Annotated in this window: 22 protein-coding genes and 1 tRNA gene; 13 read left to right on the top strand and 10 right to left on the bottom strand. The window is 53.5% G+C overall.

What is annotated here, in order from left to right:
- The first annotated feature begins 39 nt into the window (after positions 1-39).
- Positions 40-933, top strand: coding sequence for a transcriptional regulator CynR (gene cynR, locus A8O29_RS14650; protein ID WP_125354737.1), 894 nt, complete (start codon positions 40-42; stop codon positions 931-933).
- 110 nt (positions 934-1,043) lie between these two features.
- On the opposite strand, the gene A8O29_RS14655 is transcribed toward cynR, so the two are convergent.
- Both A8O29_RS14655 and A8O29_RS14660 read right to left on the bottom strand, forming a co-directional pair.
- Positions 1,044-1,131 (bottom strand) — tRNA-Ser (locus A8O29_RS14655).
- A gap of 146 nt (positions 1,132-1,277) precedes the next feature.
- Positions 1,278-2,906 (bottom strand): ABC transporter substrate-binding protein, encoded by a 1,629-nt coding sequence (locus A8O29_RS14660; RefSeq protein ID WP_125354736.1) that lies wholly within the window; start codon positions 2,904-2,906, stop codon positions 1,278-1,280.
- 273 nt (positions 2,907-3,179) lie between these two features.
- Between A8O29_RS14660 and yccA the strand changes: the two genes are divergently transcribed.
- Positions 3,180-3,839 (top strand): FtsH protease modulator YccA, encoded by a 660-nt coding sequence (gene yccA, locus A8O29_RS14665; protein WP_110509855.1) that lies wholly within the window; start codon positions 3,180-3,182, stop codon positions 3,837-3,839.
- A 90-nt stretch (positions 3,840-3,929) separates the two neighbouring features.
- The gene (gene tusE, locus A8O29_RS14670) at positions 3,930-4,259 is read left to right on the top strand and encodes a sulfurtransferase TusE (RefSeq protein WP_125354746.1); all 330 of its coding nucleotides are present in this window, start codon (positions 3,930-3,932) and stop codon (positions 4,257-4,259) included.
- On the opposite strand, the gene yccX is transcribed toward tusE, so the two are convergent.
- The 3 genes from yccX to A8O29_RS14685 all read right to left on the bottom strand — a co-directional run bounded on the left by yccX (position 4,256) and on the right by A8O29_RS14685 (position 5,968).
- On the bottom strand, positions 4,256-4,537 hold the full coding sequence (gene yccX / locus A8O29_RS14675; RefSeq protein WP_125354735.1) for an acylphosphatase: 282 nt from the start codon (positions 4,535-4,537) through the stop codon (positions 4,256-4,258). The two genes, tusE and yccX, sit on opposite strands and share 4 nt — an antisense overlap.
- A gap of 68 nt (positions 4,538-4,605) precedes the next feature.
- Positions 4,606-5,394, bottom strand: a complete 789-nt coding sequence (locus tag A8O29_RS14680) for a helix-turn-helix transcriptional regulator (RefSeq protein ID WP_125354734.1) — start codon at positions 5,392-5,394, stop codon at positions 4,606-4,608.
- A 16-nt stretch (positions 5,395-5,410) separates the two neighbouring features.
- Positions 5,411-5,968: a kinase inhibitor gene (locus A8O29_RS14685; RefSeq protein ID WP_125354733.1), complete on the bottom strand. Its 558-nt coding sequence runs from the start codon at positions 5,966-5,968 to the stop codon at positions 5,411-5,413.
- 203 nt (positions 5,969-6,171) lie between these two features.
- Here A8O29_RS14685 and rlmI point away from each other — a divergent pair, with 203 nt between their 5' ends.
- Both rlmI and hspQ read left to right on the top strand, forming a co-directional pair.
- Positions 6,172-7,362: a 23S rRNA (cytosine(1962)-C(5))-methyltransferase RlmI gene (gene rlmI / locus A8O29_RS14690; RefSeq protein ID WP_125354732.1), complete on the top strand. Its 1,191-nt coding sequence runs from the start codon at positions 6,172-6,174 to the stop codon at positions 7,360-7,362.
- Between the two features lie 63 nt (positions 7,363-7,425).
- A complete protein-coding gene (gene hspQ, locus A8O29_RS14695; protein WP_125354745.1) occupies positions 7,426-7,743 on the top strand; it encodes a heat shock protein HspQ in 318 nt (105 codons plus the stop codon).
- Between the two features lie 29 nt (positions 7,744-7,772).
- On the opposite strand, the gene A8O29_RS14700 is transcribed toward hspQ, so the two are convergent.
- Entirely contained in the window at positions 7,773-8,186 is a 414-nt protein-coding gene (locus A8O29_RS14700; RefSeq protein WP_110509859.1) for a CoA-binding protein, read from the bottom strand.
- A gap of 168 nt (positions 8,187-8,354) precedes the next feature.
- On the opposite strand from A8O29_RS14700, the gene csgI reads away from it, so the two are divergent.
- Positions 8,355-9,017 (top strand): curli synthesis inhibitor, encoded by a 663-nt coding sequence (gene csgI / locus A8O29_RS14705; RefSeq protein WP_125354731.1) that lies wholly within the window; start codon positions 8,355-8,357, stop codon positions 9,015-9,017.
- 94 nt (positions 9,018-9,111) lie between these two features.
- A complete protein-coding gene (mgsA, locus tag A8O29_RS14710) occupies positions 9,112-9,570 on the top strand; it encodes a methylglyoxal synthase (RefSeq protein ID WP_125354730.1) in 459 nt (152 codons plus the stop codon).
- Positions 9,571-9,642: 72 nt separating this feature from the next.
- Here the strand turns inward: mgsA and helD are convergent, their stop codons facing one another.
- Positions 9,643-11,697, bottom strand: a complete 2,055-nt coding sequence (gene helD, locus A8O29_RS14715) for a DNA helicase IV (protein ID WP_174081350.1) — start codon at positions 11,695-11,697, stop codon at positions 9,643-9,645.
- 124 nt (positions 11,698-11,821) lie between these two features.
- On the opposite strand from helD, the gene A8O29_RS14720 reads away from it, so the two are divergent.
- Both A8O29_RS14720 and yccS read left to right on the top strand, forming a co-directional pair.
- The gene (locus tag A8O29_RS14720) at positions 11,822-12,268 is read left to right on the top strand and encodes a YccF domain-containing protein (protein WP_125354729.1); all 447 of its coding nucleotides are present in this window, start codon (positions 11,822-11,824) and stop codon (positions 12,266-12,268) included.
- 17 nt (positions 12,269-12,285) lie between these two features.
- Positions 12,286-14,421 (top strand): YccS family putative transporter, encoded by a 2,136-nt coding sequence (yccS, locus tag A8O29_RS14725; RefSeq protein WP_125354728.1) that lies wholly within the window; start codon positions 12,286-12,288, stop codon positions 14,419-14,421.
- On the opposite strand, the gene A8O29_RS14730 is transcribed toward yccS, so the two are convergent.
- Positions 14,402-15,031, bottom strand: coding sequence for a TfoX/Sxy family DNA transformation protein (locus A8O29_RS14730; RefSeq protein ID WP_125354727.1), 630 nt, complete (start codon positions 15,029-15,031; stop codon positions 14,402-14,404). The two genes, yccS and A8O29_RS14730, sit on opposite strands and share 20 nt — an antisense overlap.
- A gap of 217 nt (positions 15,032-15,248) precedes the next feature.
- On the opposite strand from A8O29_RS14730, the gene sulA reads away from it, so the two are divergent.
- Together sulA and ompA are read left to right on the top strand one after the other, a co-directional pair.
- Positions 15,249-15,746: an SOS-induced cell division inhibitor SulA gene (gene sulA, locus A8O29_RS14735; protein ID WP_125354726.1), complete on the top strand. Its 498-nt coding sequence runs from the start codon at positions 15,249-15,251 to the stop codon at positions 15,744-15,746.
- Positions 15,747-16,102: 356 nt separating this feature from the next.
- Positions 16,103-17,155, top strand: a complete 1,053-nt coding sequence (gene ompA, locus A8O29_RS14740) for a porin OmpA (protein ID WP_174081351.1) — start codon at positions 16,103-16,105, stop codon at positions 17,153-17,155.
- A gap of 60 nt (positions 17,156-17,215) precedes the next feature.
- Here ompA and matP read toward each other — a convergent pair whose 3' ends face one another.
- Positions 17,216-17,671, bottom strand: a complete 456-nt coding sequence (gene matP / locus A8O29_RS14745; RefSeq protein WP_125355613.1) for a macrodomain Ter protein MatP — start codon at positions 17,669-17,671, stop codon at positions 17,216-17,218.
- A 184-nt stretch (positions 17,672-17,855) separates the two neighbouring features.
- Between matP and A8O29_RS14750 the strand changes: the two genes are divergently transcribed.
- Both A8O29_RS14750 and fabA read left to right on the top strand, forming a co-directional pair.
- Complete coding sequence (locus A8O29_RS14750; RefSeq protein ID WP_125355615.1) at positions 17,856-19,613, top strand: AAA family ATPase; 1,758 nt, start codon at positions 17,856-17,858, stop codon at positions 19,611-19,613.
- 69 nt (positions 19,614-19,682) lie between these two features.
- The gene (gene fabA / locus A8O29_RS14755; protein WP_125355617.1) at positions 19,683-20,201 is read left to right on the top strand and encodes a bifunctional 3-hydroxydecanoyl-ACP dehydratase/trans-2-decenoyl-ACP isomerase; all 519 of its coding nucleotides are present in this window, start codon (positions 19,683-19,685) and stop codon (positions 20,199-20,201) included.
- 79 nt (positions 20,202-20,280) lie between these two features.
- On the opposite strand, the gene rmf is transcribed toward fabA, so the two are convergent.
- Positions 20,281-20,448 (bottom strand): ribosome modulation factor, encoded by a 168-nt coding sequence (rmf, locus tag A8O29_RS14760; protein ID WP_054179110.1) that lies wholly within the window; start codon positions 20,446-20,448, stop codon positions 20,281-20,283.
- Positions 20,449-20,680: the final 232 nt, after the last annotated feature.

Consider the following 20,680-nt stretch of genomic DNA (forward strand, 5'->3'; position numbering starts at 1 on the left):
TTATTATGAATACTATAATTTCAGCTTATAGGTCATCTCATGATCCTGCGCTACATCCATTATTTCCTGGCCGTTGCCGAGCACGGGAGCTTCACCCGGGCAGCGGCGGCGCTGTATGTCTCACAACCCGCGCTGTCTCAGCAAATCAAGTTGTTAGAGCAGACGCTGGATGTTCAGCTTTTTGACCGTTCAGGCCGAAATGTACGTTTGACCGATGCGGGCCTGGTTTTCCAGCAGCACGCCCGACAGGCACTGAAAGCGCTGGATACAGGCGCGCGTGCCGTTCACGATGTTCAGGATTTGAGCCGGGGTCATCTTCGATTGGGCGTGACGCCGACCTACACGCCGTGGCTCACGGGGCCCCTGCTTTCCAGCTTCTGGCTGCGCTATCCAGGCATTACGCTCACAATAAGCGAGGCGCCTCAAGGACAGATTGAACACCGTCTGGTCGCCGATGAGCTGGACGCGGGCATCGGTTTTTCTGCCGATCACGCCGCAGAGCTGGTGGCTACGCCGTTAATGCAGGAATCGCTGGCGATGGTCATCAGTAATGAACATCCCCTCGCCCGTCAGAAGCACGTCAACCTGGAGATGTTAGCCACTCAACCGTTGGTCTTGCTCGATACCGGTTTTGCCACGCGTATTGAAATTGACCGTGAGTGTCATGAGAAAGGCGTGACGCCAAATATCGTGATGGAAACAGACACCCTCGGGGCAATTATGGAAGTCATCCTACGCGCGCCTCTGGCGACGATCCTGCCGAATACCGTGGCGCATTCCCGCTACGATCTGCACGCTCTGACAATTTCACCCCCGCTGTCCGAGCGCACCGGCGTGCTGCTAATGCGCAAGGGTTCGCGCCATGCAGCCGCGCTCGCACTCGTCGATGTACTGGATAAGGTTCTGCAAGAAATAACACAGCAGAAAAATTGAAGGGAAGTCGCGCTGGCTTGCCGCGCGGTGACTCGAAGCGTCCGGGGAAGAGTTCAGGAAAAGCACAAAAGAAAAACCCCAGACAACTTTCATTGTCTGGGGTTTAAATTTGGCGGAAGCGTAGAGATTCGAACTCTAGAACCCTTTCGGGTCGCCGGTTTTCAAGACCGGTGCCTTCAACCGCTCGGCCACGCTTCCTAAGTGGGACGCACTATAAACATACCCGAACTTCATGTAAAGCCCCACTTTGTTCGTTCGCGCAAAAAACAGTCAAATCGTTGTTATTCGGCTGAATTAACAACATATTGACTAGTTATTGGGCGCTTTTATCCTCATTCAGGGGGCTAATGTTTTTTGATGTACATGTCTTTGGTGTAGTAATACCCGAGACGGTCTGGGGTAAATCCACCCACCCACGGCTTCACAAGGTGCGTTCGCACGTAGTGATAGACCGGAATGGCCGGAACATCCTGCCCTAACATGTCTTCGGCCTGCTGATAGTATTTACCGCGCTCGGCGGTGTCTTTGGCTTTCGCCGCATTATGTAATGCTTCGTCGTAGGCCGGGTTGCTGTATTTGGTGGTGTTCTCGCTGTCGCCGGTGCGGAAGTTATTCAGGAACGTCGACGCATCGTCGTAATCGGCAATCCACGCGTAGCGCACCGCGTCAAAATTCCCGGTGTGCATCGTGTCGAGCATGGTTTTCCATTCCTGGTTTTGCAGCTTCGCTTCGACGCCTAGATTTTTCTTCCACATCGAGCTGACGGCGATGGCGATGCGCTGATGCGATTCGGACGTGTTGTAGAGCAAATTAAACGACAGCGGATGGTTGGCTCCAAACCCGGCTTCGGTGAGCAGTTTTTTCGCCTCGGCAATGCGCTTTTCCGGGGACCAGCTGGCGTAATCCGGCGCGTGGAGCGTTACGCCGCCAATCTCTGGCTGACTGGTGAGCCACGCGGCCTTCTGGCCCTGGCCCAACACTTTGTCGGCGATGATGTCTTTATCCAGCGCCATATTTAACGCCCGACGCACACGGGCATCATTGAACGGCGCTTTGGTGGTGTTGAATTGATAATAGTAAGTGGCGAGCTGTGGCGAGACGTCCACCTGATCGCCCATTGTCTTTTTCAGCTGCGCGAACTGGTTGATAGGCAAGGTATAAACGATATCTATCTCACCCGCCTTATAGCGATTAACGTCTGCCGCTTCCGAGTGAATCGGCAGATAGGTGACTTTGTTGATCACCGTATGCTTGTCATCCCAATATTTCGGATTGCGCACCGCGACAATTCGCTCGTTGACCACCCACTGGGAAAGTTTATACGCCCCGCTGCTGACGAAGTGTTCTGGCAGCGTCCATTTATCGCCGAAGCGGTTGATCAGCACCTGATCGACCGGGACCAGCGACGGGTGCGCCAGCATCGCGAGGAAAGAGGCCGTCGGCTGATTCAGCGTGACCTGCAAGGTGTTGTCGTCCAGCGCTTTCACGCCCAGTGTGTCGGGCGTTTTTTTACCCAGCGCAATATCGGCGGCATTCACGATATGCATGTTTCCCGGATAACTGGCATATGGAGACGCGGTTTTTGGCGTGACCAGGCGCTGCCAGCTCCAGACGATATCCTGTGCGGTAATGGCGGTCCCATCAGACCACGTGATGCCGGGCCGCAGATGGAATGTCCAGACGGTGTTGTCTTTATTCTCCCAGGACGCCGCCAGCCGAGGCTCGATGGCCCCGTCAGGTTTGACCGCCACCAGACCGTCAAACATGTCGCTGATTATATTGAACTCAACGTCGCTTTCTACCTTGTGCGGGTCCAGCGAGGCCGGTTCATTGCCGTTATTTCTGACCAGCTCCTGCTTTTCCGCCAGCTGCGTGTTTGCGGGAACGTTGGCCGCCCAGGCCGTTGAAGCCGAGCTGATAAGCCCGGCTGCGAGTAATGCGAGCGTGATGTGATTGTGTTTTAGTAGGTTCATATCCTTTGCCTTATTGATTTCATTAGTGATGACACCGTTTTCAGTGTTAGCGGCGGCTTTGCAATAACGCAATATTTTTCAGTGACCTATAAGATGTCGATCTGGCTTGTCGCGGAAATAAAACAAACATTCTGCCTGGCGATTTAACGCCGATATATTCTTCTGTTTAACCGGGGAAGCGGGTCGGTAAAGATGGGTAAAAGCACTAGAGCTTTGGCGTTTATTTACATATTCTCGGCAGTTATTACCCTGGCCTTAATATAGAGAGTGACTATGGATCGCATTATTACCTCGTCGCGTGACCGTACATCGCTACTGAGCACGCACAAAGTTTTGCGCAATACCTATTTCCTGCTGAGCCTGACGCTGGCGTTTTCGGCGATCACCGCCACCGCAAGCACCGTGCTGATGCTGCCATCACCAGGGCTGATTCTGACGCTGGTCGGCATGTACGGCCTGATGTTCCTGACTTACAAACTGGCGGATAAACCGACCGGTATTCTGGCGGCGTTCGCATTCACCGGTTTCCTGGGCTACATCCTTGGACCGATGCTAAACGCGTATCTCGCAGCCGGGATGGGCGATGTGATTGGCATGGCACTGGGCGGTACCGCGCTGGTGTTCTTTAGCTGCTCGGCCTACGTACTGACCACTCGCAAAGATATGTCCTTCCTCGGCGGTATGCTGATGGCGGGCGTGGTAGTCGTGCTTGTGGGTATGGTGGCGAACATCTTCCTGCAATTGCCTGCGCTGCACCTGGCCATTAGCGCAGTGTTCATCCTTATCTCTTCTGGTGCCATCCTGTTTGAGACCAGCAATATCATCCGCGGCGGTGAAACGAACTACATTCGTGCGACCGTGAGCCTGTATGTCTCGCTGTACAACATCTTTGTCAGCCTGCTGAGCATTCTCGGGTTCGCTAACCGCAACTAACGCAGACTCAGCCAGACCTCAAGCCCCGCTTATGCGGGGCTTTGTTTTTTGCTACACTGCGGCGGTTTCTGATAACGGCTATGAATGAATATGTTGAACTTTGAAGGCAAAGAAATAGAGACCGATAACGACGGTTATCTGAAAGAAAGCAGCCAGTGGAGCGAAGGCCTGGCAGAAGTGATTGCGCAGAAAGAGGCTATCACCCTCTCCCCTGAGCACTGGGAAGTGGTGCGCTTTGTGCGGGACTTTTATCTCGAGTTCAATACCTCACCGGCTATCCGTATGCTGGTCAAAGCGATGGCGAAAAAGTTCGGCGAAGAGAAAGGCAACAGCCGCTATCTGTATCGCCTGTTCCCAAAAGGTCCGGCCAAACAGGCCACTAAAATTGCGGGCCTGCCAAAGCCGGTGAAGTGCATTTAATAGCGAATGCCGAAGTCGGTCCAGGTTTTCTCGGGTTGGTGCGGTTCAGCCAGAACTTTATCCACCCGAGCGCTGCGCGGTCCACCTGCTTTCAGCCACGCCACCAGCTGTTCGACGTTACCCGCTTCACCGCACGCCAGCACTTCGACGCTGCCATCATCCAGATTCCGCGCGTAACCGGTTAGCCCCAGTTTCAACGCCTCACGCTGGGTGCTGTAACGAAAGCCAACGCCCTGCACCATGCCGTGAACCCATGCGATTGTGCACACCTGCGCCATAACGGTTCCCCCTTATTGAACTGAATCATCAGAATAGCAAATTATCCGCGACCCTTGAGGCATCACGTTCAACGCACATTCTTTGGCAAGCAGCCATAGTGCTCGCGAAATCGGGCCGTAAATCGAGAATTCGAAAGATAACCGCTGCGTAAGGCTATTTCGCCAATCGGTAAGCGCGTCGTTTGCAGCTGTGACAGCGCGAAAGACATCCGCACCTCTTCGATTATCTGCCGGTAGCTTTGGGATTCGTGCTGCAGCCTGCGTCGCAGCGTTGAAGTCCCGAGCGATAACTGGCTGGCAATGTCTTCTGCGGTCCATCCTTTCGCTGGGGCCAGCATAATCAGTTGACGTACCTGTTCACTCAGGTTGAACCGTCGTTCAATCAATAACGGGCCTGCTCGCCCCTCATGATGCAGCGCGAGCAAAAGCCCTAATGCCTGGTGCTCCTGCAAAGCGGCGGGCAAGTCATGGCGCACTGCCGTGAGCAGGTTATCCCACATAAACGTCAGCCCGTTGCTCATGGGCGATAGCATCGACACGTTTTTGGCGGTCGGATAGTCCTCGACAAATTTACGTTTAAATACGCCAAGCAACTCGGCAGAAAGCAGCAGTAAATCCGAGCGGAACGTCCCCTGGGAGGGCTGGTTCACAATCTCCAGCGAGGTATTGGCCGGAATGACGATCAGCTCTCCCGGCGTGGCCTCCAGCCGATTTTCATCCTGGATGATAATTTTACTGCCGTGCGTCACATGGCATATCGCCGCGGAAAAAAGCTTAACCCGGTGTAAACGGTGCAGTTGACTGGAACACACCTCCGCAGCCGTCAGATTTTTATGCTGAAACTGTAACTCCTGCACCGCATCCACCTGCCTGTTATCTGCCGTAATTTGCCGTTAATTCAGCTTTCGCAATCACATTACTATGAAGCATATAGCCGACCATCGCCCCGCTGGTGTCACTGTCTATCGGCAGTTTATCGGTTTTCAATGCCCAGACGGTAAATTGATACGGGTGTGGTCTATCCCCTTCCGGTGGGCACGCGCCGCCAAAACCAGAGTAGCCGAAATCATTGCGCCCCTGAACCGCTGAGGCCGGTAATGTCTTCTGGCCTTTATCGCCAGCACCAGCGGCAATGACATGAATATTCACCGGGATATTCACCACCGTCCAATGCCACCAGCCGCTGCCGGTCGGCGCGTTGGGATCGTATGCGGTGATGGCAAAGCTTTTCGTCCCTTCCGGGGCGTGTGCCCAGGAGAGCTGCGGCGAGATATTTTCACCGCTGCAACCAAATCCATTAAACACCTGTTTGGGAGTTAATGAATGATGATTAGTAATATCGGTGCTGCTGAGGGTGAAAACCGGCGCCGCCGTCGCGGTAAAACTGAATATCGCCAAAATTCCTGCGGCCTTACAAATAACTCTTTGCATAGTGCATCCTTAATGTGGAGGTGAGACTTCACTGTAAAGGACAGCCCTGATGGTTATTGTGCGCAGATGATTTGATTTTGTGCCGAAACGCTCAGCGCTGGCGGAAAGTCGGAAGCGCTACCCGTTTCCCGTTATCCGTTGCATTTCCCTGCTGACGTGGGAAAATGGCGCCCATTTTCTTCGAAACAACAGAACAATTAATTATGAGCGTACGTTTAGTGTTAGCCAAAGGCCGCGAAAAATCCTTACTTCGCCGCCACCCATGGATCTTCTCCGGTGCCGTCGCGCGCGTTGAAGGCAAAGCCTCTCTCGGTGAAACCATTGATATTGTTGACCATCAGGGTAAGTGGCTGGCACGCGGAGCGTACTCTCCGGAATCGCAGATCCGCGCTCGCGTCTGGACCTTTGATCAGGCAGAAACCATTGATATCGCCTTCTTTGAACGCCGCTTACAGCGCGCACAAACCTGGCGTAACTGGCTGGCAGAAAAAGACGGTCTCGACAGCTACCGCCTGATTGCCGGTGAATCTGACGGCCTGCCGGGTGTGACTATCGACCGCTTCGGCAACTTCCTGGTGCTGCAATTGTTGAGCGCCGGGGCAGAATATCAGCGTGCAGCGCTGATCAGCGCCCTGCAAACCTGTTTCCCGGACTGCGCTATTTATGACCGCAGCGACGTGGCGGTGCGTAAAAAAGAAGGTATGGAATTAACGCAGGGTCCTGTGACCGGCGAAATGCCGCCTGCCCTGCTGCCAATCGAAGAGCACGGTATGAAGCTGCTGGTTGATATCCAGAATGGCCACAAAACCGGTTATTACCTTGATCAGCGCGACAGCCGTCTGGCGACGCGTCGCTACGTGGCTGACAAACGCGTGCTGAACTGCTTCTCCTATACCGGTGGTTTCGCCGTTTCTGCTCTGATGGGCGGCTGCCGTCAGGTCATCAGCGTCGATACCTCACAGGAAGCGCTGGATATCGCTAAGCAGAACGTGGAGCTCAACAAGCTGGACCTGAGCAAAGCAGAATTCGTGCGTGACGATGTGTTCAAACTGCTGCGCAAATACCGCGACGAAGGCGAGAAGTTTGACGTGATCGTGATGGATCCACCGAAGTTCGTGGAAAATAAAAACCAGCTGATGGGTGCCTGCCGTGGCTATAAAGATATCAATATGTTGGCTATCCAGCTGTTGAATCCGGGCGGCGTGCTGATGACTTACTCCTGCTCCGGCCTGATGACTACCGATTTATTTCAAAAAATCATCGCCGATGCCGCAGTTGATGCCGGGCGTGATGTACAATTTATAGAGCAGTTCCGTCAGGCAGCCGATCACCCGGTGATCGCGACCTACCCGGAAGGGCTGTATCTGAAAGGATTTGCCTGTCGCGTCATGTAAGTTGAAAAGCGAAACATTGCCCTCATATTTAATGTCAGTAATGTTTCCTGGGAGGTGACTATGATGATTGCCAGCAAATTTGGTATCGGCCAGCAGGTCCGCCATTCGCTGTTAGGGTATCTTGGCGTGATCGTCGATATCGATCCGGAATACTCCCTGGATGAGTCCTCGGATGATGAGGTCGCAGTGAACGATGATCTGCGCGCTTCACCGTGGTATCACGTGGTGATGGAAGATGATGACGGCGAACCCGTCCATACGTATCTCGCGGAAGCCCAGTTGCAAAACGAAGCCAACGACGAGCACCCGGAACAGCCATCGATGGACGAACTGGCGCAAACCATTCGCCAACAACTTCAGGCACCTCGCCTGCGCAACTGATAAAAAACCCCGCCGAAGCGGGGTTTTTCTTATTTAGCGAGCCCCAGACGGGGGATTTCAATCGCAGGACATTTATCCATCACCACCTTCAATCCCGCATCCTGTGCCAGCACGGCGGCCTGTTCGTTGATAACGCCCAGCTGCATCCACAGCGTTTTGGCGCCAATCGCAATCGCCTCCTGCGCCACACCCCAGGCTGCTTCTGAATTGCGGAACACGTCCACCATGTCCACTTTTTCAGGCACTTCCGCTAAAGTGCCATAGCCCTGCTGGCCGAGTAACGTTTTACCCGCCACTTTCGGTGAAACAGGAATGACGTGATAACCCTGGTCCAGCAGATATTTCATCACCCGGTAGCTTGGGCGGTCCGGCTTATCGCTCGCCCCCACCAGTGCGATGGTTCGGGTCTCGTTCAAAATGCCTGCAATTTCGTTCTCTTTCATTATTTCCTCCGGGCAATTTTGCAAAGTGTACGACAATCCTGATAGGCCAGCCATTCAGTCATACCAGAGTATGAGGGCAGAACCCTGGTTTATGTCTATATGTTAATGAAAAGCGATTTCGTAAAGATTTGATACACTCAACAGGCAGGCATTTTTCAGGAGATAGCGATGAGAACGAGGATGGCCATAGTGTGTCTGTTGCTTCTGATGCCTGTCAGCGTATTTGCCACGACGCTTCGGCTCTCAGGTGACATTGATTTGCTGGTACTGGACGGCAAGAAAGTGTCCAGCCTGCTGTTACGCGGCGCAGAGAGCCTTGAAGTGGATAACGGCCTGCATCAGGTCGTCTTTCGCGTTGAGAAAATGATTATATTGCCCGATCAGAATCGTCAGCTTTACGTCTCGCCGCCGCTGATTGCCAACTTTAATTCACAACTCGTGGGACAGATAAACTTCAGCCTGCCTAAGCTCGAAACGCTGGAAGATACCCAGACCTTTACCTCTACGCCGCACGTCAGCCTGTTGGATGGCAACGCAATGCCGATTCCGGTCAAACTCGATATCCTGGCAATCACGCAGCCAGGCGACAACATCGATTATGAAAAGGCAACGGAGGCTTACAACCTTGCCAATAAACAGGCGTCAAGCACGCAGTTCAGCACGCCGCAGTCCGACGACAGCACGCTGTTATCAAAAACCAACGAGCTGGATAACCCGGCCTATCAGTCGCAAACATTGACTGAACAACGGCTGAAATACTGGTTCCAGCTGGCCGACCCGCAAACCCGCAGCCGTTTTCTCGAATGGGCAAAATCGCAGCCATCCTCCTGATATCATGACGTAGCGCAGGAAAATTCGCCGTTGCCGCTTGCAGCAACAGTCACTTCCAGTAATCTGTCGGCATGTTGAATGGTGGAAAATAATTATGGAACAGACAACCCGTACCCTACCGGGCCGAAAGCATATCGCCCTGGTCGCGCACGATCACTGTAAGCAGATGCTGAAAGCCTGGGTTGAGCGTCATCAGCCACTGCTGGCGCAGCATGAACTTTACGGCACCGGCACCACCGGTAATCTGGTTCAGCGCGCAACCGGTCTGGACGTCACGGCCATGTTGAGCGGCCCAATGGGCGGCGATCAGCAGGTCGGCGCAATGATCGCCGAAGGTAAAATTGACGTTCTGATCTTCTTTTGGGACCCGTTGAACGCCGTACCGCACGATCCGGATGTCAAAGCCCTTTTACGCCTGGCTACCGTGTGGAACATTCCGGTAGCGACCAACGTCGCCACCGCGGATTTCATTATCCAGTCGGCTAATTTCAACGCGCCGGTAGATATTCAAATCCCTGACTATCAGCGTTACCTGGCAGAACGGTTGAAGTGATTTAAATGTGCCCGGCGGCACTGCGTTTACGCGGGCCTACATCGAAATGGCAGGCCCGCTCAGTCTCATTAATCAGGGCTTCCGCGCCACCGGCACATCCAGATATTTCAGCACATCGACAAACACCGACGGCTCCTGCTTATTGAACATCAACCACACCCGCTGGCGCGCACGCGTCATGGCGACATACAGCAAACGCCTTTCTTCGGCATCCGGGAAATCCTCCGGCTGCGGCAACAACGCCTGCTCCATGATTGACTCCCGCGCGGGTGCCGGGAACGCGTCCTGCCCCTCCTGCAAACCAAGCACAATCGCGTAATCCGCCTGCTGGCCTTTGCTGGCATGGATGGTCATAAAATCAATCTGCAATTTCGGCCAGCGGGTCGCGGCTTTTTCCAGCGCCGCAGGTTTCAGATGGTGATACCGCGCCATGATCAATATGCGCTGTTCCGGCTTCGCAAAACCACTGAGTTTATCGAGCAATGCATCGAGCTGATCGTCCGGCAGCAGCGTGACGGCTTTCTTGTCACCCGTGGTCAGGCTATTCAGCGGCTTGCTCAGCTGATGCGGGTTTTGCTGAATGAAGCGGTTAGCGATTTCACCAATTCGGCTGTTAAAACGGTAAGTGGTATCCAGGGCGCAGTTATCGCCTTCACCGAAATAATCCGTAAACGCAGTGGTCAACGAGAGTTGTGCGCCGCTAAAGCGGTAGATGGCCTGCCAGTCATCGCCCACCGCAAACAGGGTAGTTTGTGAATTCTGCTTACGCAGCGCCGCCAGCAGTGCCGCACGCTGTGGGGAAATGTCCTGAAATTCATCCACCAGAATGTGCTTCCAGGGGCTGACGAAACGGCCTTTCTCCAGCACATTAATGGCCTGATGAATCAGTCCGGAAAAATCGACTGCGCCTTCGTCTTTAAGCGCCGTTTTCCACGCTTTCAGCAGCGGAGCCATCAGCTTGACGCGCTTGCCAAACAGCTCGCGGATCTCTTCCGGCGCGCTGTCGATCATTTCAGCTTGTGACCCCCCGTGGGAACGCATCAGGCTGACCCAGCGATCGAGGCGGCTGCCCATCCGTCGCACAATTTTAGGGTCGTGCCAGTAGTCTTCCTCCGGCACATCCCACGCCATTTCTTCCTCAAGCCACTGCCGCCAGCCTTTGGCCTGCGCCTTTTTCTCCTGACACTGCTGCTGCCAGCATTTTGTCAGCAGCGACTGACGTGCAGAGGCATCATTTTCCAGTTTGCTGATAACCGGCACTTTTTTGCTGCCCTGCTGGATAATGTGCAGCGCCAGCGCATGGAACGTTTTCGCGCTGATGGCCTCGGTATTGAGACGTTCACGGATGCGCTCGTCCATCTCCTGCGCCGCTTTGCGCCCAAATGCCAACAGTAAAATCTGATCGGCGGCCGCTTCGCCGCGCGTCAGCAACCATCCGGCACGAGCCACCAGCACCGACGTTTTACCGCTGCCCGCGCCTGCCAACACCAGAAGAGAATGCTCGCCATTCACCACCGCACGCGCCTGCGCATCATTGAGCGGTGAGGATTCAATGCCCTGGAAGAATGCGGCGTACTGCGTCAGCATCGTTTCAGTAAATGCCTGATTATGCTTGAGGCGACTGGCATCCCGGTCTTTCAGCCACGCCTGGCACTGCTGCCAAAGTTCGCGGCAATTGTCGAAGCTGTCCAGACGGGCCACAGGAACAGGCAGCGCTTCGAGGGCGTTGAGAATTTTTTGTCGCAATTGTCCCACTGCCTCGCGGGTCAGCCATTTGCCTTCCGCGCTGTGGCGAGAGATAACCGTCAGCTGCTGCTGTAAAACGTCGGCGGCAATGACGCTCATTTCATCACTCCACTGCTGCCAGCGGCTTTGCAAGTGATGATGAAAACGCTGCGTGTCGGCCCATTCGGTGCCGTGCAGGCGGACCACTTTGTTATCCGGCAGTACGAACTCCAGCTCACCCCACACCAGGCCGCGCTTACAATGAATGGCGGTCAGCTGATTAAAGGGGATCAGATATTCATGGCGATCGCCGGAGACTTTGACCCCGGCATTCAGGAGTTCTACCCGGTCATAGGGGTGCTGCGCCATGCGTTTGCCGAGGGCTGTTGCTTTTAGTTCCATGTCTTGCCAAATCCCGGATGTAGACTTATGTATGACAGTGTAACCGCCAGATTCCAGGTGCTCCAGCGCTAAAAAACGTTACAATCGTCGGGTCTTTCTTTTCACAGGACTGAACAGAGGTTATATGCGTACCGTTCTGAATATTTTGAATTTTGTATTGGGTGGTTTTCTGACAACGCTGGGCTGGCTGCTGGCCACGGTCGTCAGCATGGTGTTGATCATTACGTTACCCCTGACCCGCTCTTGCTGGGAAATCACTAAACTGTCGTTTCTGCCGTTCGGTAATGAAGCCGTGCATGTGGATGAACTGAATCCTGGCGAAAAAAGCGGGCTGATGAACACCGGCGGGACGCTGCTGAACATTCTGTGGTTCGTGCTGTTTGGCTGGTGGCTGTGCCTGACGCATATCGTCGCGGGCATTGCGCAGTGTATTACTATCATTGCTATTCCGGTTGGGATCGCCAACTTTAAGATTGCCGCTATCGCCCTGTGGCCCGTTGGCCGCCGCGTGGTTTCCGTAGAAACTGCCCGTGCCGCGCGTGAAGCTAATGCGCGTCGCCGATTTCAATGATCGGAACTGATTCCCGCATGCTAAGCCCAATATTGCGCCGTTATACGTGGAACAGCGTCTGGCTGTATAACGCCAGAATTTTTATCGCGCTGTGCGGCACCGCCGCGCTGCCGTGGTGCCTTGGCGAAGTGAAACTCACCATCCCGCTGACGCTGGGTGTCGTGGCTGCTGCGCTGGCCGATCTCGATGACAGGCTCGCCGGACGACTACGCAATCTCTTGATTACGTTGGTGTGTTTTTTCATTGCCTCGGCATCCGTTGAGCTGCTTTTCCCATGGCCGTGGGCGTTTGCACTCGGCCTGACGTTGTCGACCAGCGGCTTCATTCTGCTGGGCGGTCTGGGTCAGCGCTACGCAACCATCGCCTTTGGCGCGTTGCTGATAGCCATCTACACCATGCTCGGCGTGTCACTTTACGAGCACTGGTATCAACAACCGCTACTGCTGCTTGCGGGCGCGGTGTGGTACAACCTGCTGACACTGACCGGCCATCTGATTTTCCCCATTCGTCCGTTGCAGGATAATCTCGCCCGCAGCTATGAACAGCTCGCGCATTATCTGGAACTCAAATCGCGTCTTTTCGATCCGGATATCGAGAATGAAACACAGGCCCCGCTGGTTGAACTGGCGATGGCTAACGGACAGCTGGTCGCCACGCTGAACCAGACTAAAGCCTCGCTGCTGACCCGTTTGCGCGGCGATCGCGGACAACGTGGCACCCGCCGCACGCTGCATTATTATTTTGCCGCACAGGATATCCACGAGCGGGCCAGCTCCTCGCACGTACAGTATCAGTCCCTTCGCGATAACTTCCGCTATAGCGATGTCATGTTCCGCTTCCAGCGCCTACTTTCGATGCAATCCCAAGCGTGTGTGCAGCTTTCTCGCTCCATTTTACTGCGCACGCCCTACCAGCATGACGCGCGCTTTGAACGGGCCTTCACCCATCTGAATGCGGCGCTCGAGAGAGTCAGCGCCAGCGGCGCCGATAAAGAGCAGATGAAAGCGCTAGGTTTTTTGCTCAATAACCTGCACGCCATTGATGCCCAGCTGGCGACGATTGAATCTGAGCAGCAGTTAGCCATGCCGCAGAGCGATACCGAAACACAGCTGGCCGACGACAGATTGAATGGGTTCAGTGATGTCTGGCTGCGACTGAGTCGTAACTTTTCCGCCGAGTCAGCCCTGTTCCGCCATGCGGTCAGGATGTCGCTGGTGCTCTGTGCGGGCTATGCGTTTATCCAGTTCACCGGGATGAACCATGGCTACTGGATCCTGCTCACCAGCCTGTTCGTCTGCCAACCCAACTATAATGCGACGCGTCACCGGCTGGCGCTTCGTGTCATCGGCACGCTGATAGGCGTGGCTATTGGCCTGCCGGTGCTGCTGTTGGTGCCGTCAATTGAAGGGCAGTTGCTGCTGATTGTACTGACCGGGGTGCTGTTTTTCGCTTTCCGAAATATTCAGTACGCCCATGCAACAATGTTCATCACTCTGCTGGTACTGCTGTGTTTCAATCTGCTGGGAGAAGGATTTGAAGTCGCCTTGCCACGCATCATTGATACGCTTATCGGCTGCGCCATCGCGTGGGCTGCGGTGACCTTTATCTGGCCAGACTGGAAGTTCCGTAATCTGCCGACGGTCATGGCGAGGGCTGTTGATGCGAACTGCCGCTATCTGGATGCGATTCTGGAGCAATACCATCAGGGGCGTGATAACCGTCTGCCCTATCGTATTGCCCGTCGCGATGCACACAATCGCGATGCGGAACTGGCGTCCGTGGTCTCGAATATGTCTACCGAGCCGCGCGTGACCGCGGAAATGCGGGAAACGGCCTTCCGACTGCTGTGCCTGAATCATACCTTTACCAGCTATATTTCCGCGCTGGGCGCACATCGGGAACGGTTAACCAACCCAGAGATCCTGGCGTTGCTGGATGATGCGGTTTGCTATGTTGACGATGCGTTTCATCATTCACCGTCGGATGAAAAACGCGTGCAGGAGGCACTGGCGGGCTTAATGGAACGGATCCATCACCTTGAACCCGGTTCAGAGAGTAAAGCCCCGCTAGTCCTCCAGCAGATTGGATTGATGGTAAGCCTGTTGCCAGAATTTTGTCGCCTGCAGCAGCAGGTTACTCCTCTTCGGGCATAGCGTTCTTTCTCTCCGTCAGCGTCTCTGCCCACTCAAGGAGATGCTGACGGCGGTGCAAGGGAATGATGGCCGCATGCATTCCTGTTATTGCGCCTTCCAGTGCAAACAGCACATTGACACTTAAATCCTTACGCATAGCACGCAGTCGATACCAGGCCGCCGCTGCCCCCAACTTTTGTAATGTCTCCAGATCGTGAATGCCTGCCTCCGTCAGCAATAGCTCCAGTTGAAAACTGATATTGGGTACATTGCGCATCCGCTGAGGATCGCGTTGACGCTGCTTCTCGTTTTGCGCGCCACGGAGTGACATCGCTGACATGTTCAATAGCAGAGAGTGATCCTGCCAAAGGTTTTCGTCGACCCAATAGTAATTCAGTGCGATCGGGCGACCCCGTTTAACCAGCGTTAACAACCGCGGTGGCGTTGACGCGTTATAGGTCGCACTTTGTTCACATACCCGCAGATAAAGCTCTCCATGAGCCACCATGGCGAAGACGGTGTCATCGACGGAAAGGCTATATCCCCCAAACAATGCACGGTGATGAATTTTCCCCAAAGAAGATAAACATTCTTCACACTGATATATCCGTTTAAATGATAATTTTCCCATGATTCTGTCCTGTAATCATGCAGTTAGATGAAAGGGTTCTGATAGCGGATCCGTTAATGAAGAACATAAGGAAGTTCAATTACGGGGGCAAGAGGTTCTTATCCAGAGGTCCTTTTCTGTGCAATATTTGCGAGGAGCTTTCAGAAAATGAGGTTGATCTTTAGTCTGACCAGGTATACTGTATATTCATACAGTAACCCACAGGGCGGGATTCACTATGTACACTTCAGGTTATGCAAATCGCACATCAATGGCATCTGCAACTGCAGTCGACCATCCACAGCACAGTTCCACTGGGCTTATCAGCGAAGTGCTTTATCGTGAGGATCAGCCGATGATGACTCAACTGCTGCTGTTACCCCTCTTACAACAGCTCGGCCAGCAAGAACGCTGGCAGCTGTGGCTCACGCCGCAGCAGAAACTGAGTCGTCAGTGGGTTCAGGCATCGGGCCTTCCGCTGTCTAAAGTCATGCACGTTAGCCAAATATTGCCAGAAATGACGCTTGAATCGATGATTCGCGCACTTCGTACCGGGAACTATAGTGTTGTTATTGGCTGGGTTACCGAAGAGTTGAGTGAAGATGAACATCATCGACTCACGATTGCGGCCGAAGAAGGTAACGCAATGGGCTTTATTATGCGTCCTGTCAGAACCACTTCTCTGCCCACCAGACAGTTTTCTGGCTTAAAAATTCACTCTAATTTGTATCATTGAGTGAAATTAGGATTATTCCTAGCATTTTTTTTGCCCTTTCTATAACCCGCTATTTTTTGCGGGTTAATTTAGGAAAAAGCTTGTGTGGTGCGGTTCTCAGCATTTTGTTCGGCACAAAAATTCAACATAAATGTTAAATATTGTGTATACAACTCTTTTTTTTTCATATGCCTGACAGAGTTCACACTTGTAAGTTTTCAAGTACGTTGTAGACTTTACATCGCCAGGGGTGATCGGCTTAAGCCACAGATTACGGCGTAGTTACTGAATTAGGCTCCGCCCCCGGTGAAGGATTTAACCGTGAACTTCTAAATGGATATTCATGGCGATTTTTGGATGATAACGAGGCGCAAAAAATGAAAAAGACAGCTATCGCGATTGCAGTGGCACTGGCAGGCTTCGCTACTGTAGCGCAAGCAGCACCGAAAGATAACACCTGGTATGCTGGTGGTAAATTGGGCTGGTCTCAGTTCCATGATACTGGCTGGTATAACAGCTCCCTGAACAACAACGGTCCAACCCACGATAGCCAGCTCGGTGCAGGCGCGTTCGGTGGTTACCAGGTAAACCCGTATGTCGGTTTCGAAATGGGTTATGACTGGTTGGGCCGTATGCCTTACAAAGGCGACGTAACTAACGGCGCATTCAAAGCTCAGGGCGTTCAGCTGACTGCTAAACTGGGTTACCCGGTAACCGACGATCTGGACGTTTACACCCGTCTGGGCGGCATGGTTTGGCGCGCTGACTCCAGCAACAACGTTGCTGGCGACAACCACGACACTGGCGTTTCCCCAGTATTCGCTGGTGGTGTTGAGTGGGCAATGACCCGTGACATCGCTACCCGTCTGGAATACCAGTGGGTTAACAACATCGGCGACGCAGGCACCGTAGGTGTTCGTCCTGATAACGGCATGCTGAGCGTGGGTGTTTCTTACCGCTTCGGCCAGAACGATGTTGCTCCAGTTGTAGCTCCGGCTCCAGCTCCAGCTCCAGAAGTACAGACCAAGCACTTCACTCTGAAGTCTGACGTTCTGTTCAACTTCAACAAAGCGACTCTGAAACCAGAAGGTCAGCAGGCACTGGATCAGCTGTACTCCCAGCTGAGCAACCTGGATCCTAAAGACGGTTCAGTAGTGGTTCTGGGCTTCACCGACCGTATCGGTTCTGATGCCTACAACCAGAAACTGTCTGAGCAGCGTGCACAGTCTGTTGTCGATTACCTCGTATCTAAAGGTATCCCGGCTAACAAGATCTCCCCACGTGGTATGGGCGAATCTAACCCAGTTACCGGCAACACCTGTGACAACGTGAAAGCTCGCGCTGCACTGATCGATTGCCTGGCTCCAGATCGTCGCGTAGAGATCGAAGTTAAAGGTATCAAAGACGTTGTAACTCAGCCACAGGCTTAAGTTATCGTCTAATAAAAAACCCCGCATAGCGGGGTTTTTTTTATTCTGAATTCAGCTGGGTTACTTCTCTTTCCCTAACAACGCCTGCAAATCTTGTTTGAGCGTTGTCATCTTGCTCGCGTACTTCTCTTTGTTTTCCGCATCTTCAATGAGCTGCACTATCGTTTCCGACAAGGTCTTACCGCGCCGATGTGCCAGACCGGCCAAGCGCTGCCAGACGATAAACTCCAGGTCGATAGACTTCTTGCGCGTATGCTGATGCTCGGCGTTGAAGTGACGTTTACGTCGCGCTCGAATAGTTTGCTTCATACGATTAAACAGCGCCGGGTTCATGTGCTGTTCAATCCAGTCGTTGACCTGTACAGGTTCGTTTTCGAGCGTCAACAAGGTATCTACCGCGTCTTGTGCAGCGCTGGCCTCAATGTAGCGGGTGACCAGCTCACCTTCCCGGTGCTTTTTTACCAGGTACTTCCATTTCCAGCCGCTTTCAAGGTTTTCCAGTTGTTGATATTTCATTGCGATCTCAATGTGACCGTGTAACTCATTTCAGGATAACAGGTTTTTGCTGATGTGCTGAGAAGAAATCGCCCTGAGCGAGTGAGGCTATTCCCCCTTAGAAAGTTGCCCGCTAATCCCCGTGTGCTGAGTGTCGCCTTGAGGTATAATCACCCGCTTTACATCTGACTAAAAAACAGCGACTTTGACGATTACAAAACTTTCACGGCGCGATTTAGCCCCCGATCTTGAGGCTTATCAGACGCTGTTTGCCCAGCCTGATTTGGCAACCGAAACCGATTCCTTACCCGGCGAACTGCAGGCTCGTCTGCACTACGCGCTGGATCAATTCCTCTATCCTCAGGCCATATCTGACTTCCTGTTGGTGAAAGCCCCGGAAGAACCTGAGTATCTACAGTTACTGACCGATGCCACCCGCGAACGTCGCGACGATGTGCAGCCGCTCTGTGGCGTCCGTTACACGGTCAACGGCAATCAGGTGACCCTGACTGCGGCGACTGCGCTCGAAGACAATTTCGCCAGCCAGGGGCCCGTGATTCAGGCCGACTGGGTTGAAGCCGAGCAGCTGTTTGGCTGTGTTCGTCAGTTCAATGGTGAAATCAGCCTCCAACCGGGCCTCGTGCATCAGGCTAACGGCGGCGTATTAATCCTTTCCTTGCGCAGCCTGCTCTCTCAGCCACTGCTGTGGATGCGTCTGAAAAATATCGTCTCCCATCAGCGTTTTGACTGGCTGACCTTTGACGATGCCCGTCCCCTGCCCGTCAGCATTCCTTCCATGCCGCTGTCGCTGAAAGTGATGCTGGTCGGTGAGCGTGAATCGCTGGCTGATTTCCAGGAAATGGAGCCGGAACTCTGCGAAAAAGCCATCTACAGTGAATATGAAGACAACCTGCAGATCGTTGATGAAGACTCGCAGAAGCTCTGGTGTCAGTGGGTGTGGCATATTGCTCGCGGTCTGAATTTACCGGGTCCCGATACCGACGCCTGGCCGCTTCTCATTCAGGAAGGTGCGCGTTACACCGGTGACCAGCAAGCGCTACCGCTGTCCCCGCTGTGGATTGGCCGCCAGCTGCGTGAAGCCGCTGCCTTCTGTGAAGGTGAACGTTTTAGCGCAGAACAGCTGACCACGATGCTGGTTCAACGCCAGTGGCGTGAAGGTTATCTGGCAGAGCGTATGCAGGATGAAATTCTGCTTGAGCAAATCCTTATCGAAACGGAAGGTGAACAGATAGGCCAGATTAACGCCCTGTCTGTGGTCGAATTCCCTGGCCATCCACGTGCCTTCGGTGAACCTTCGCGTATCAGCTGCGTCGTTCACATTGGCGATGGCGAGTTCACGGATATCGAACGCAAAGCAGAGCTCGGCGGTAACATCCATGCCAAAGGCATGATGATTATGCAGGCGTTTTTGATGGCTGAATTGGGCCTGGACCAACAGATCCCGTTCTCAGCGTCTCTCACCTTCGAGCAGTCATACAGCGAAGTGGACGGTGATAGTGCATCAATGGCTGAACTGTGTGCCCTGATAAGCGCCCTGTCGAACGTGCCGGTCAACCAGAGCCTGGCTATCACCGGTTCCGTTGACCAGTTTGGTCGTGCGCAGCCGGTAGGCGGCCTCAATGAAAAAATTGAAGGCTTCTTTGCTATCTGTCAGCAGCGTGGCCTGACCGGTAAACAGGGGATTATCATTCCTGCTGCAAACGTGCGTCATCTCAGCCTCGCACAGGATGTACAGAAGGCTGTTGAAGCCGGTGAATTTTCACTCTGGGCAATTGATGATGTGACGGATGCGCTCCCACTGTTGACGCAGTTGATTTGGGATGGCGAAGGCCAGACCACGCTTCTGCAAACTATTCAGGAACGTATTGCTCAGGCAAATCATCAGGATACGCGTCATCGCCCGTGGGCAATGCGCTGGTTAAACTGGTTTCATTCAAACTGATCGGACTTGTTCAGCGTACACGTGTTAGCTATCCTGCGACGCGAACTCAAAATAAGGCTTACTGAAAACATGGTAGATAAACGCGAATCCTATTCAAAAGAAGATCTTCTTGCCTCCGGACGCGGCGAACTGTTTGGCGAAAAAGGCCCACAGCTTCCGTCAGCTAACATGCTGATGATGGATCGTGTCATCAAAATGAGCGAGACAGGCGGTAACTTCGATAAAGGCTACGTGGAAGCAGAGCTGGATATTAATCCTGACCTGTGGTTCTTCGGTTGCCACTTCATCGGCGACCCGGTAATGCCAGGCTGCCTGGGCCTGGATGCCATGTGGCAGCTGGTCGGCTTCTACCTGGGCTGGCTCGGCGGCGAAGGCAAAGGCCGTGCACTGGGCGTGGGCGAAGTGAAATTCACTGGCCAGATCCTGCCTACCGCGAAAAAAGTGACCTATCGCATCCACTTCAAACGCGTGATTAACCGTCGTTTAATCCTCGGCATCGCTGATGGTGAAGTCCTGGTTGACGGTCATCTGATCTATGAAGCGACTGACCTGAAAGTGGGCCTGTTCCAGGACACTTCCGCGTTCTAAGGCGTTAAACGCACTTCCGGGTGCGTAGAAACGGCGAAGCCTCTGCATGCAGAGGCTTCTTTGTTTTAAAGAGACAGCATCAGGCGATTACTGCCCTGTCCTCCATGGCTTCTCGCCAGCCTCCCAGCCAGTGTGACCTTTGGTTTAAGGTCTGATAAGGACAGATTTCTTTTGATTTGCCAGCGATGCCAGCCTGGTACCCACGTTGATGTGCCCGTTCCAGGCGATCACGTTTTTGTCTCTTCATGCCTCGTTTCCCTCATTTTTTGAGTCTGGTGGAAAAGAAAACAGTGGTCACCAAATGTGCAACCACACATTAGGGATAACCTGAATCGGCCACAGCGTCAATGCGCAAAATTCACGCCAGTGTCATATTTGTGAGCTAGTCAGAAGTTCGTTTGTACAAAAAATGTGAAGCCGGACAACTAACCACCTGACCCCAAAAACAAAAAAAACCGCAGCAGAAACAGGTCTGCTGC

This window comes from Scandinavium goeteborgense, from assembly GCF_003935895.2.
Classification (GTDB): domain Bacteria; phylum Pseudomonadota; class Gammaproteobacteria; order Enterobacterales; family Enterobacteriaceae; genus Scandinavium; species Scandinavium goeteborgense.

Excerpts from the sequence above, each read along its gene's own strand:
- csgI (WP_125354731.1), top strand. The coding sequence starts at position 8,355 with ATGAGAACGAGGATGGCCATAGTGTGTCTGTTGCTTCTGATGCCTGTC.
- yccA (WP_110509855.1), top strand. The coding sequence starts at position 3,180 with ATGGATCGCATTATTACCTCGTCGCGTGACCGTACATCGCTACTGAGC.
- rmf (WP_054179110.1), bottom strand. The coding sequence starts at position 20,448 with ATGAAGAGACAAAAACGTGATCGCCTGGAACGGGCACATCAACGTGGG.
- mgsA (WP_125354730.1), top strand. The coding sequence starts at position 9,112 with ATGGAACAGACAACCCGTACCCTACCGGGCCGAAAGCATATCGCCCTG.
- A8O29_RS14685 (WP_125354733.1), bottom strand. The coding sequence starts at position 5,968 with ATGCAAAGAGTTATTTGTAAGGCCGCAGGAATTTTGGCGATATTCAGT.
- A8O29_RS14660 (WP_125354736.1), bottom strand. The coding sequence starts at position 2,906 with ATGAACCTACTAAAACACAATCACATCACGCTCGCATTACTCGCAGCC.
- matP (WP_125355613.1), bottom strand. The coding sequence starts at position 17,671 with ATGAAATATCAACAACTGGAAAACCTTGAAAGCGGCTGGAAATGGAAG.
- A8O29_RS14730 (WP_125354727.1), bottom strand. The coding sequence starts at position 15,031 with ATGGGAAAATTATCATTTAAACGGATATATCAGTGTGAAGAATGTTTA.
- yccS (WP_125354728.1), top strand. The coding sequence starts at position 12,286 with ATGCTAAGCCCAATATTGCGCCGTTATACGTGGAACAGCGTCTGGCTG.
- fabA (WP_125355617.1), top strand. The coding sequence starts at position 19,683 with ATGGTAGATAAACGCGAATCCTATTCAAAAGAAGATCTTCTTGCCTCC.
- ompA (WP_174081351.1), top strand. The coding sequence starts at position 16,103 with ATGAAAAAGACAGCTATCGCGATTGCAGTGGCACTGGCAGGCTTCGCT.
- A8O29_RS14720 (WP_125354729.1), top strand. The coding sequence starts at position 11,822 with ATGCGTACCGTTCTGAATATTTTGAATTTTGTATTGGGTGGTTTTCTG.
- A8O29_RS14700 (WP_110509859.1), bottom strand. The coding sequence starts at position 8,186 with ATGAAAGAGAACGAAATTGCAGGCATTTTGAACGAGACCCGAACCATC.
- yccX (WP_125354735.1), bottom strand. The coding sequence starts at position 4,537 with ATGGCGCAGGTGTGCACAATCGCATGGGTTCACGGCATGGTGCAGGGC.
- rlmI (WP_125354732.1), top strand. The coding sequence starts at position 6,172 with ATGAGCGTACGTTTAGTGTTAGCCAAAGGCCGCGAAAAATCCTTACTT.
- hspQ (WP_125354745.1), top strand. The coding sequence starts at position 7,426 with ATGATTGCCAGCAAATTTGGTATCGGCCAGCAGGTCCGCCATTCGCTG.
- cynR (WP_125354737.1), top strand. The coding sequence starts at position 40 with ATGATCCTGCGCTACATCCATTATTTCCTGGCCGTTGCCGAGCACGGG.
- helD (WP_174081350.1), bottom strand. The coding sequence starts at position 11,697 with ATGGAACTAAAAGCAACAGCCCTCGGCAAACGCATGGCGCAGCACCCC.
- sulA (WP_125354726.1), top strand. The coding sequence starts at position 15,249 with ATGTACACTTCAGGTTATGCAAATCGCACATCAATGGCATCTGCAACT.
- tusE (WP_125354746.1), top strand. The coding sequence starts at position 3,930 with ATGTTGAACTTTGAAGGCAAAGAAATAGAGACCGATAACGACGGTTAT.